General features: G+C 61.4%; 12 protein-coding genes. 9 read left to right on the forward strand and 3 right to left on the reverse strand.

The window, feature by feature from the left end; all coding sequences use genetic code 11:
* Positions 1–90 precede the first annotated feature (90 nt).
* Genes ACL0K2_RS08505 through ACL0K2_RS08515 form a run of 3 tightly spaced genes read right to left on the reverse strand, consistent with a single transcriptional unit; the run spans position 91 to position 2,790 of the window.
* Positions 91–975 (reverse strand): ChaN family lipoprotein, encoded by an 885-nt coding sequence (locus tag ACL0K2_RS08505; protein WP_413044227.1) that lies wholly within the window; start codon positions 973–975, stop codon positions 91–93.
* Positions 976–985: 10 nt separating this feature from the next.
* Complete coding sequence (locus ACL0K2_RS08510; RefSeq protein ID WP_239610542.1) at positions 986–1,753, reverse strand: heme ABC transporter ATP-binding protein; 768 nt, start codon at positions 1,751–1,753, stop codon at positions 986–988.
* A complete protein-coding gene (locus tag ACL0K2_RS08515) occupies positions 1,753–2,790 on the reverse strand; it encodes a FecCD family ABC transporter permease (RefSeq protein ID WP_045163436.1) in 1,038 nt (345 codons plus the stop codon). Before ACL0K2_RS08515 ends, ACL0K2_RS08510 begins: the two co-directional genes overlap by 1 nt.
* Before the next feature lie 129 nt (positions 2,791–2,919).
* Between ACL0K2_RS08515 and ACL0K2_RS08520 the strand changes: the two genes are divergently transcribed.
* The 9 genes from ACL0K2_RS08520 to fis all read left to right on the forward strand — a co-directional run bounded on the left by ACL0K2_RS08520 (position 2,920) and on the right by fis (position 11,549).
* Positions 2,920–3,243 (forward strand): Rieske (2Fe-2S) protein, encoded by a 324-nt coding sequence (locus ACL0K2_RS08520; protein WP_045163437.1) that lies wholly within the window; start codon positions 2,920–2,922, stop codon positions 3,241–3,243.
* Between the two features lie 71 nt (positions 3,244–3,314).
* Entirely contained in the window at positions 3,315–5,096 is a 1,782-nt protein-coding gene (locus tag ACL0K2_RS08525; RefSeq protein WP_413044228.1) for a protein-disulfide reductase DsbD, read from the forward strand.
* A 155-nt stretch (positions 5,097–5,251) separates the two neighbouring features.
* Positions 5,252–5,695: a type II 3-dehydroquinate dehydratase gene (gene aroQ, locus ACL0K2_RS08530; protein WP_045163438.1), complete on the forward strand. Its 444-nt coding sequence runs from the start codon at positions 5,252–5,254 to the stop codon at positions 5,693–5,695.
* A 79-nt stretch (positions 5,696–5,774) separates the two neighbouring features.
* Entirely contained in the window at positions 5,775–6,236 is a 462-nt protein-coding gene (gene accB / locus ACL0K2_RS08535; RefSeq protein ID WP_045163439.1) for an acetyl-CoA carboxylase biotin carboxyl carrier protein, read from the forward strand.
* 17 nt (positions 6,237–6,253) lie between these two features.
* Positions 6,254–7,603, forward strand: coding sequence for an acetyl-CoA carboxylase biotin carboxylase subunit (gene accC / locus ACL0K2_RS08540; RefSeq protein ID WP_045163440.1), 1,350 nt, complete (start codon positions 6,254–6,256; stop codon positions 7,601–7,603).
* A 147-nt stretch (positions 7,604–7,750) separates the two neighbouring features.
* Positions 7,751–8,632, forward strand: coding sequence for a 50S ribosomal protein L11 methyltransferase (gene prmA / locus ACL0K2_RS08545; RefSeq protein ID WP_045163441.1), 882 nt, complete (start codon positions 7,751–7,753; stop codon positions 8,630–8,632).
* Positions 8,633–8,748: 116 nt separating this feature from the next.
* Positions 8,749–10,020 (forward strand): DUF3426 domain-containing protein, encoded by a 1,272-nt coding sequence (locus ACL0K2_RS08550; RefSeq protein WP_413044229.1) that lies wholly within the window; start codon positions 8,749–8,751, stop codon positions 10,018–10,020.
* Positions 10,021–10,218: 198 nt separating this feature from the next.
* On the forward strand, positions 10,219–11,232 hold the full coding sequence (gene dusB, locus ACL0K2_RS08555; RefSeq protein WP_045163443.1) for a tRNA dihydrouridine synthase DusB: 1,014 nt from the start codon (positions 10,219–10,221) through the stop codon (positions 11,230–11,232).
* Complete coding sequence (fis, locus tag ACL0K2_RS08560; RefSeq protein WP_045163444.1) at positions 11,229–11,549, forward strand: DNA-binding transcriptional regulator Fis; 321 nt, start codon at positions 11,229–11,231, stop codon at positions 11,547–11,549. The genes dusB and fis overlap by 4 nt, the downstream gene beginning before the upstream one ends.
* Positions 11,550–11,567: the final 18 nt, after the last annotated feature.

The following is an 11,567-nucleotide window of genomic DNA, read 5'->3' on the forward strand; positions in this document are numbered from 1 at the left end:
GCATAAAGCCTGGCGGATCAGATCTTGCGAAAGCGCAGAATGATCGAGCACAGCTGCTTCGCACGATTCGATATAGGCGCCGCTTGACCGTCATTCAGCCGTTCCGCGGAGCCCGGCACAATAATCTTGCTGCGGCTGAGCTGGAGTAAACCAGACGAAATCGGCCTGCTCTGCCTGTAGATCCTCGCCCACTTCCGCAAGGATCAACACACTGGTACTGCGGATATCGCCCTGATCTGCCAGATACAGGGGGATCCCCAAGTCACGCCGCACGTGAAAAGCACCAGCCATTAGTATCGCCGGCTTCGGCGCTGCATCCAGCCGCTCGGCCATTCGCCGGTCACGTTGCTGTTGCACGGCAAGCATTGCTGGCAGTTGTGCTTCGGGCAGTAGGTCGCAGTGGGAAATCCGAATTTGCGTCAACAACTCTTTGCGTACATGTTCAGTCGCCGCGGCACCGGTCACTGTCGGTGCGCGACGGTAAATGTCGCTGATCTCGGCGCGATCCAGATTCGCCGCAAGCACTGGATAGGGTTGTGCTAGCGCATACTCGACCAGCGGCCCGTACAGCTTCCAATCCCACCCTTGTTGCCAGTCAAGCGTAGCCGGCAGATCCGACGGCCATTGCCCCCGATCGATCGACGCCTGCACGCTGGCCACCTTTTGCTGCTGAACGGGGTCGAGCATCTCGAGGAGCAAGCTGCCCTGCTCTCGTCGCTGGGCCAGCGCCTCTAGAAGCCAGAGCTGCAGGGCATGATGGTCGGGATTGTCATGGCGCTCACCCACCAGTACGCGATCCGCGCCGGCCAGTTCCTGGATCAGCTGTCGAACCGAAATCCTCGTACCGTGACGGAGGTCGATGATCTGCCCTAGATCAGGATGTTTCAGACCCTCTGGGCTCTGCCATGGCGGTACGGGGGGCACCGCTTGACAGGCAGCGAGCAGGACCGCAGTGATAAATAGCAGACATCGCATCAGTAGTTCCTCAGCGGGCAATGACCAGCGGATGGCCCCGATCAGGGTGCTGCTGGATCAGCACGTCGAGACCGAACACGGACTTCAGCGGCTCGGCGCGTAACACCTGTGCTGGCGTGCCGGTCAGGCGGGCGCGTCCATCGGAGAGCAACAACAGGCGATCACAATAGCGTGCCGCAAGATTCAGATCATGAAGGATCACTAGCACCGCGCCGCCCTGCCCCGCGAACAGCCGAACCGCTTGCAAGATACCGTGCTGATGCAACGGGTCGAGCATCGCCGTGGGCTCGTCGAGCAATAGTACTTGCCCTGTGCTGCCCGGCCACAGCTGCGCAAGAACCCGAGCCAGATGCACGCGCTGCTGCTCGCCTCCAGACAGGGCTAAATAGCTGCGCGGGGCCAAATGCGCTACATCGGCAGCCTGCAGCGCAGCCGTGACGATCGCCGTGTCGTGCACATGACCGCTGGCGTGAGGAAGGCGGCCCAGGCTTACCACTTCATCGACTCGGAAACCAAAACTCAGCGTCGAATGCTGTGGCAGCACCGCTAGGCAACGCGCGCGCTCAGGGCCGCTCCAGTTGTGCAACGGCTTCTGATGTAGCAACACCGCTCCAGCGCTGACCGGCAGCTCGCCACTCAGTGCTCCTAGCAAAGTGCTCTTGCCCGCCCCGTTGGGGCCCAGCACCCCCAACACCTCGCCAGGCGCCAGCTGCAAATCGATCTCGGCGAGCACTGTCTTAGCACCACGGCGCACCGTAATCCCTTGGGCTCGCAACATCACCGGCGCCCTCGCTGCAGCAGGTAAAGAAAGAAAGGCGCGCCCAGCAGCGCAGTGACGATTCCGATAGGCAATTCCGCAGGTGCCAGCATGAGCCGCGCCAGCAAATCGGCCAGCAACAACAGGCTTCCTCCGGCCAGGGCCGAGGCAGGGAGCAGCAGGCGATGATCGGGCCCGACCAGCAGCCGCACCAGATGCGGGACCACCAATCCTACGAAACCGATCATGCCGGCCGCCGCCACCGCCACCCCCACCCCCAGCGCAGTGCAGAACACCAGCTCACGCTTGAGCCGTTCGACATCGAACCCCAGGTGCCGTGCTTCCGACTCGCCGAGCAGTAGCGCATTCAGCGCGCGAGCGCGGCGCGGCAACCAGAAACTGACCATTAAGGTCACCAGCAGCAGCGGCCAGAGCCGCGCATAGCTGGCGCCATTGAGGCTGCCGAGGTTCCAGAACGTCAGGGTGCGCAGCGTGCTGTCGTCGGCGATATAGGTAAAGAGTCCGATCGCGGCGCCCGCCAAGGCTGTCAGCGCGATACCGGCGAGCAGCATCGTGGCCACATGGGTGCGGCCATCGCGTCGGCCGAGGCGATAGACCAGAGCGGTAACGCCGAGACCGCCGACGAATGCGCTCAGCGACAACAGATAAGGCTCAAGCGATGAGGGGACGCCGCCCATCAGTTCGCTGCCAACAATTGTCACCGCCGCGCCCAGCGCGGCGCCGCTGGATACGCCGATCAAGCCAGGATCCGCCAGCGGATTGCGAAACAAGCCCTGCATGGCGGCCCCGGACAGAGCCAGCACCGCACCCACGCTCACTCCTAGCAACGCACGCGGTAAGCGTATCTGCCCCAGGATGAGTTCGGCTTGGCCGATGTCTTCGCCGCCCAACGGAACGCCAAGCAGGCGAAGCATGGCGTTCAACGTCTCGCCGAATGACAGACTGACCGGCCCCAGCGCCAGTGCCAGCCAGAACGCAATCAGCCATAACAGGCCCAGCGAAAGAAAAAGGGAGCGTGCAGATAGCACTGGGCTCATCGAAATGCCGCCAGTCGAGGTTCGACGCGAAGGATAAAAGCCAGCCAATCAGTCCGCCAGCTCTAATCGGCCCCAGCTCTACGCTAAACAGGACGCCTGGGCGATAATCCGAGCGTTCAAGGGGGGAATATGATTCGATTGTGCGCCACGGGCGACATTAAAGAAGGTCAGAGTAAGGGCTTCGAAATACAGGGCCAGCGCCTGCTCGCCGTGCGCAAGGATGGAGTCTTGCATCTCTACGAGAATCGTTGCCCACACCGCGGCATACCGCTGGAATGGCTTCCAGATCAATTTCTGGACAGCAGTGGCAGCCTGATCCAGTGCGCCACTCATGGCGCGCTGTTTCTCATCGATAGCGGCGAATGTGTGGCCGGCCCCTGCGCCGGGCAAGCCCTGCGCGCTCTGACAAGCGTTGAACGCGACGGCATTATCTGGTTGCAAAACGAGCACTAGTGCGACGTTGCGCCCGAGCGACGATCCGCCGCGTTGGGTATCATGGCGCCACTGCACCCTGTGAGATGACCATGCGCCGTTTGCTGAGTCTGCTGACCCTGTTGTTCGCCCTTCCTGCCGCTGCAGGCCTGTTCGATAGCCGCCCCAGCTCCACTCTGGGCGGACTGAACAACAGCGCGGATTTTCTTCCGGTCCGCGAGGCCTTTCGCCTGAGCCTAGTGGACGCGGCGCCCGAGCAGGTCAAGCTCCGATTCGTCGCCGCGGAGGGCTATTACCTCTACCGGCACCGATTTCAATTCAAAGCCAATGACCCCAGCATAACCATTGGAGAGGCGAAACTACCGGCCGGCAAGCAGAAGACCGACGACTACTTCGGTGAGGTCGAGGTCTATTACGGCGTGCTCGACGTCGAACTCCCGGTGCAGAACTCCGGGAGCCACCCTTTTACGCTGCAGATCACCTACCAGGGGTGCGCCGACAAAGGCCTGTGTTATCCGCCGGAAACGGAGTCACTGACGGTTGGCGACTCCCCAGCGCCTACTTCCGCACCACCCGCTTTCGATGGGGAAGCCGATGGCAACGCCCCATTGTCCTGGCGCTCGGTGGCATTGTTCTTCCTCGCCGGTCTGGGTCTGACTTTCACGCCTTGTGTGCTGCCGATGTTGCCAATCCTCTCTGGGGTGGTCCTTCGCGGGCAGATCGGCGGTACCCGTAGTTTCTTCCTGTCACTCGCCTACGTGCTGCCTATGGCCGCCGGCTTCGCCCTGCTGGGCGCGCTGATGGGCGTGTTCGGAGCGGAGCTGAATCTGCAGGCACGGCTGCAATCTCCCTGGATTCTGGTGCCCTTCGCACTGTTCTTCGTCGCTTTTGCCTTGGCAATGTTCGGTCTGTTCGAATTTCGTCTGCCCCAGGTCATGAGCTCGCGCCTGGAGCGCATTGCCAGCAGCGCCAAGGGCGGCTCCTTCATGGGCGCGGCGCTACTGGGCACCGTGTCCAGCCTGCTTGTCTCGCCATGCGTCTCGGCGCCTCTGGCGGGGGCACTGTTGTACATCAGCGCTAGCGGCGACGCCCTGGGCGGCGGCCTGAAGCTGTTCGCGCTCGGCCTCGGCATGGGCACGCCCCTGATCCTGTTCGCGGTCGGCGGTGGCGCTTTACTGCCCAAGAGCGGTCCCTGGATGGTTACCGTGCGCAACGTCTTCGGCGTCTTGCTGCTGGCGGTTGCAGTGTGGATGCTCGAGCGCGTCCTGCCTGGCTCTGCGGCCCTTGCACTGTGGGGCTTGCTGGCCGCCGGTACGGCGTTGTTTCTCGGCACGCTGGAGTTCACCCAGAAGGCGCCGCGGCAAAAACTTGCTCAGTTGCTTGGCCTGGCCTTGCTGGTCTATGCGCTGGCCGCCTGGATCGGCGCGTTGCAAGGAGGCTCCGATCCGCTGCGGCCGCTGCCACGCATGCCATCAATGGCCGATGACAGCATGACCCGCGCAACCGAAGGCTGGCACACGGTCTCCACACCTGCTGAGCTCGACGCCCAACTCGCCGCGGCTCGTGTAGCAGGGCAACCCTTGATGCTCGACTGGTATGCCGACTGGTGTATCAGCTGCAAAGTGATCGAGCGTGAGGTATTCGCCGATCCGCAGATCGCTCCCCGCCTGGCGAACTACCGCCTGATTCGCTTCGATATCACCGACAGCAATCCGGAACAGCGCGCGCTGCTCGACCGCTATTCTCTTTTCGGCCCTCCTGCGATTCTGTTCTTTGGTCGAAGCGGGCAGGAACTGGCCGACATAAGGGTCGTCGGCGAAATCGACGCGAGTCAGTTCGCTGAACGACTCAACCGCGCCGAGGCGTCGCTCTGACAAAGGATCATTGCGGCAATCTCCAGTCATAATGCCGGCATTTACGCCGATTGAGACATGACTGGACAGTCAGCCCTCGCTTCGTGCATAGTTTTTCCCTTCACCCATCTGCGGCCGTCGAGGACGCTGATCGGACAGAACAACAAGGAATACTCATGGCGACGCTTCTGGTCCTCCACGGCCCGAATCTGAATATGCTCGGCACCCGCGAACCCGGCGTCTATGGTGCAGTCACGCTGGCGCAGATCAACCAGGATCTGGAACAGCGGGCCCGCGATGCGGGGCATCACCTGTTGCACCTTCAATCCAATGCCGAGTACGAGCTTATCGAACGTATCCATGCCGCCCGCAGCGAAGGCGTGGATTTCATTCTGATCAATCCCGCCGCTTTTACGCATACCAGCGTTGCGTTACGTGACGCGTTGCTGGCGGTGAGCATCCCATTCATCGAAGTGCACCTCTCAAACGTGCACAAGCGTGAACCTTTCCGCCATCACTCCTACTTCTCGGACGTCGCGGTAGGAGTGATCTGCGGTCTTGGCGCCAGCGGCTACCGCCTGGCATTGGAGGCCGCCCTGGAACAACTCGCTGCTTCCTGACAGGACCACGCGCGTCACGCGCCCGGCCCCGAAGAGCGAGCAGCAATGCCCTTTGAACTTACTTGGGAGTCACCGCTTCATGGATATTCGCAAAGTCAAGAAACTGATCGAACTGCTGGAGGAGTCCGGGATCGACGAGCTGGAAATTCACGAGGGCGAGGAATCCGTCCGCATCAGCCGCCACAGCAAGCAAGTGGCGATGCAGCAGCCCTACTACGCTCAAGCACCGATGGCCGCTCCTGCTGCCGCTGCTCCGGCAGCTGCCCCCGCAGCCGCCGACGCCGCGCCGGCGCAACCTAAGCTCAACGGCACCGTGGTTCGCTCGCCGATGGTCGGCACCTTCTACCGCGCCTCCTCGCCGGAGTCGGCCAGCTTCGTTGAAGTCGGCCAGAGCGTTAAGAAGGGCGACATTCTCTGCATCGTCGAAGCCATGAAGATGATGAACCACATCGAGGCCGAAACCAGCGGCACCATCGAATCCATCCTGGTGGAGAATGGTCAGCCGGTCGAATACGACCAGCCGCTGTTCACCATCGTTTGAACCGCGGAGAGCCAGCGATGTTGGAAAAAGTACTAATCGCCAACCGCGGTGAAATCGCCCTGCGGATTTTGCGAGCCTGCAAAGAGCTGGGTATCAAGACCGTCGCGGTGCACTCCACCGCCGATCGCGAGCTGATGCACCTGGCCCTGGCGGATGAGTCCGTCTGCATCGGCCCGGCCATTGCGACCAACTCCTATCTGCACATTCCAGCGATCATTGCCGCGGCGGAAGTGACCGGCGCGACAGCGATTCATCCAGGCTATGGATTTCTCGCCGAGAACGCCGACTTCGCCGAGCAGGTGGAAAACTCTGGCTTTGCCTTCGTCGGGCCGAGAGCCGAAACCATTCGCCTGATGGGTGACAAGGTGTCAGCCAAGGACGCCATGATCAAAGCTGGCGTGCCCGTGGTGCCCGGCTCTGACGGGCCACTGCCAGAAGACGAGCAAAAGGCACTGGCGATTGCCCGTGAAGTGGGTTACCCGGTCATCATCAAGGCAGCCGGAGGCGGCGGTGGGCGCGGCATGCGCGTTGTCTACGAAGAAGAAGACCTGATCAAGTCGGCGAAGCTGACCCGCACCGAAGCGGGCGCGGCATTCGGCAACCCGATGGTCTATCTGGAGAAGTTCCTCGGCAATCCTCGTCACGTGGAAGTCCAGGTACTCTCCGATGGCCAGGGTAACGCCATTCATCTGGGCGACCGGGACTGTTCGCTGCAGCGCCGCCATCAGAAGGTCTTGGAAGAGGCGCCAGCCCCTTACATCGACGAAAAGGCACGCGCGGAAGTGCTCAAGCGGTGTACCGATGCGTGCGTCGAAATCGGCTACCGTGGAGCCGGCACCTTCGAGTTCCTCTATGAAGATGGCCGGTTTTACTTCATCGAAATGAACACCCGCGTGCAGGTCGAGCACCCGGTAACCGAAATGGTCACTGGAGTGGACATTGTCAAGGAAATGCTCAGCATCGCCGCCGGCAACAAACTGTCGATTCGCCAAGAAGACGTTGTCATTCGCGGCCATTCGCTGGAATGCCGAATCAATGCCGAAGATCCGTCGAACTTCCTGCCCAGCCCGGGTAAGGTCAAGCATTTCCATGCACCAGGCGGCAATGGCGTACGGGTCGACTCGCATCTGTACAGCGGCTATTCGGTACCACCGAACTACGACTCGCTGATCGGCAAGCTGATCACCTACGGGGCCACGCGGGACGAGGCCATGGCGAGAATGCGCAACGCATTGGACGAAATTGTGGTCGATGGCATCAAGACCAATATCCCGCTGCACCGGGATCTGGTTCGCGACCCTGGTTTCTGCAAGGGCGGCGTGAACATCCATTACCTGGAAAAGAAGCTGGGAATGGACAAGCACTGATTCGGTGCTGCGTCGACAAGGGCTGCCAATGGCAGCCCTTGTCGTTTCTGCCACGCTCAATATTGGATGCCGGCGCAGCTACGCAGTAAGCTCGCCCACTTTTTCGGGCCGCAGCGCAATGGCGGTCGCTACTCCATGAGGTCTTTCATGTCCTGGTTACAACTTCGTCTCGCCATCTCTCCGGAACAGGCGCAAGCTCTCGAAGACGCGCTGTTGGGCGTCGGCGCGGTCTCGGTCACCTTCATGGATGCTGAAGACCAGCCTATATTCGAGCCTGATCTCGGCACCACGCCGTTGTGGTCGCATACCCACCTGCTGGCGTTGTTTGAAGGCGATGTCGACGAAGTCAACCTACTCGCCCACCTTCAGCTATTGATCGAAGGCGAATTGCCCGCGCACCAGCTGGAGCGCATCGAAGACCAGGACTGGGAGCGCAGTTGGATGGACAACTTCCATCCGATGCGTTTTGGCCGCCGGCTGTGGATCGTACCCAGCTGGCACGCCGCGCCCGAGCCGGACGCGGTGAATCTGCTGCTCGACCCTGGGCTGGCCTTCGGCACCGGCACCCACCCCACCACCGCGCTTTGCCTGGAGTGGCTGGATGCACAGTCGCTGGAAGGCGCGCAGGTCCTGGATTTCGGTTGTGGTTCGGGGATTCTAGCCATCGCCGCTCTGCTGCTGGGCGCCAAGCAGGCGGTGGGCACCGACATCGACGTACAGGCCATCGAGGCTTCACGTGACAACGCCGGGCGCAACGCTATCGACCCGGCACGCTTCCCACTGTATCTACCCGAGCAGTTACCGGAGGGCCAGGCCGACGTGGTTGTCGCCAATATCCTCGCCGGCCCCCTGGTGGCGCTGGCACCACGGATCATCGAGCGGGTCAAACCCGGTGGCCGGCTGGCCTTGTCCGGAATTCTGGCCGAACAGGCCGAAGAAGTCCGTGCCGCCTACTCGGACCAGTTCGACCTCGACCCAACCGCGGAGAAGGACGGCTGGGTACGCATCACCGGTATCCGCCGCCCCTGAGACAAAGGAGGCATCGCGCTAGCATTACCGCGATGCCTCGATGTGCGACGCGTGTCGCCACTGCCGCTCATCGGTGCGCATGCGCTAGAATACCGGCATTTCCGCCGGACCAACGCATGACCAGCTTCGTCACCCAGTGCCCGCATTGTCGCACCAGCTTCCGCGTCAGCCGCGCCCAGCTCGCCGCCGCCCGTGGCGTGGTGCGTTGCGGAGCATGCATGGAGCTCTTCAATGCTGCTCGCCATCTACAGGGGGGCGATACGGCCAGTGACCTGAACTCAGGCTCAGCGGTCGCTGAGCATCAGCCCCTGCGAGCCCAAACGCCACTGACAAGTTCCACGGCAGACGAGAGCACGCTGTGGATCCACGATGATCTGGACTTGGACAGCCTGGATCTGGATGAGGAATTGGCAAAGCTCGAACGGCAGGAGCTGGAGCTGTCGCGCGAGTTCCTCGAGCTTCAGCCGCAAACCGGCAACGACCTGCGACGCCAAGGCCCATCAGCCGCCGACGACGAGGTCTGGGCTGAGCGGCTGTTGAGCGCGGAAACCGACACACCGACGGCGAACCACCGGACGCAGACGGAGCCGCCCTCCGTCAAGCCGAGCTCTTATGCAGCGGATTTGCGGTTCACTCCCGTTAGCGATGAGCGACCTGCTCCGCCAAGCCCGCTTGCGGCCCCTCGCGGCCCGCTAAACGAGCGACTCGATTCACAGGAACGCGTCGAGCCCGTCCTCGACGGTCTAATCGAGCCCGACGAGGAGACACTGAGCCCTACGTTAGCGAACCACGCCAAGGCTGAACACGAGTCCGAACCGAGACGCTCGTCAGATAAAGAGCGCGAAGAACCTTTATTCGAACTCGACGACGAGCCATTGCAGCTCGACTGGGAAGAGCATAAGCATCCCTGGGGACGCTGGCTGGGGTGGGGGCTCTTGAACCTGATCGCCCTGCTTGCGCTCGCGAGCCAGTACGTGGCCTACAACTTCGACGAGATAGCGCGGCAAAACGAATACCGCCCGTGGCTCGAGCGCCTCTGCCCTGCATTGGGTTGTGAATTGCCGCCCAGGGTCGATATCAGCCAGATAAAGAGCAGCAATCTGGTGGTGCGCAGCCATCCAGATTTCGCTGGAGCGCTGGTTGTCGATGCGATCATCTACAACCGCGCGTCTTTCACTCAACCATTCCCGCTGCTGGAAGTCCGCTTCGCCGATATCCAGGGGCAGACACTGGCACAGCGCACCTTCAAACCCGGCGAGTACCTCTCCGGCGAGCTCGCCGGCCAGCGAGAAATGCCCTCGCAGATTCCCATCCACATCGCGCTGGATATTCTCGATCCAGGTACCAAAGCGGTAAATTACAGCCTGAGTTTCCGCTCGCCTGACTAACCATCCCTTCCTCCGAAACGCCATGTCGCACGCTGCCACCGGTCGCATCGGCGCCTCTATCACGGCGGGTTATATGCCAGAGGCTGTTCAGAATTTGTTCAGAACAGCCTTTAACCCGTCATCCGGAGCGGGTATTATGCACACCCTTTTTTGCTGTCCCGATCGACCTAACAAGCAGGCTCCAAGCAGGGAATCTTCATGTCAGCGGTACGCATCGGCCCCTACACCCTTCCAAATCGGTTGATACTAGCGCCCATGGCTGGCGTGACCGATCAGCCGTTCCGCCAGTTGTGCCGACGCCTCGGTGCCGGCATGGTGGTTTCGGAAATGGTGACCAGTGATGTACGCCTGTGGAACAGTCGCAAGTCGCGTCTACGCTTGCTGCACGAGGGCGATCCTGAGCCGCGGTCGGTGCAGATCGCCGGGGGTGATCCTCAGATGCTGGCCGAGGCTGCCGTTCGTAACGTCGAGCTGGGTGCGCAGATCATCGACATCAACATGGGATGCCCAGCGAAGAAGGTCTGCAACAAGGCCGCTGGATCGGCGCTGATGAAAGATGAGCGACTGGTCCGCGAGATACTCGAGGCCGTGGTCGAAGCGGTTGATGTACCGGTGACGCTGAAGATCCGCACCGGGTGGGACAGGCAAAACAAGAATGGACTTACGGTGGCAAAGATTGCCGAGCAATGCGGAATCGCAGCGTTGGCGGTGCATGGCCGTACACGTGCCGATCTTTATACGGGCGACGCGGAATACGACACCATCGCGGCGATCAAACAGGCGGTATCGATTCCGGTGTTCGCCAATGGCGATATCGATACACCCTTTAAGGCAAGTCAGGTTCTTAAAGCCACAGGTGCCGACGCACTGCTGATTGGTCGTGCGGCCCAGGGGCGGCCCTGGATATTCCGCGAGATCAATCACTACCTCGCCACCGGAGAGCTGTTGGCTCCGCCGGATCTGGCCGAAGTCGAAAGCATCCTGCTGGAGCACCTGGGTGCGCTTCACACGTTCTACGGCGAGGTCATGGGCGTGCGGATCGCGCGCAAGCACGTCAGTTGGTACCTCGCAACACAACCCGGCGCGCGCGAATACCGTGGCCGGTTCAATGGTTTGGAAGACAGGGACGCGCAATGCGCCAGTGTTCGGGCATTTCTGGCCGAACGCCGAACAGGCCCTGATTCAGGGGATGGAAAAGGGGTGGCTGCATGACGCTGTTGAACGAAACACTGGTAACTGGAACATCATCCGTGAGCGACAACGTGAACCTCAAGCAACACCTCAACACACCGAGCGAAGCAGGCCAGACCCTGCGCGGTAGTGTGGAAAAGGCGTTGCACAACTATTTCGCCCACCTCGAAGGCGCAGACGTCACAGACGTTTACAACCTGGTGCTTTCCGAAGTAGAGGCGCCGCTGCTCGAAACCGTGATGAATTACGTAAAAGGCAACCAGACCAAAGCCTCCGAGCTGCTGGGCCTGAACCGCGGCACCCTGCGCAAGAAACTCAAGCAGTACGATCTTCTCTGACACAGCGGCAAGCTCCGA

It is taken from the genome of Pseudomonas sp. YJ42 (assembly GCF_047225135.1).
Taxonomy (GTDB): domain Bacteria; phylum Pseudomonadota; class Gammaproteobacteria; order Pseudomonadales; family Pseudomonadaceae; genus Stutzerimonas; species Stutzerimonas stutzeri_E.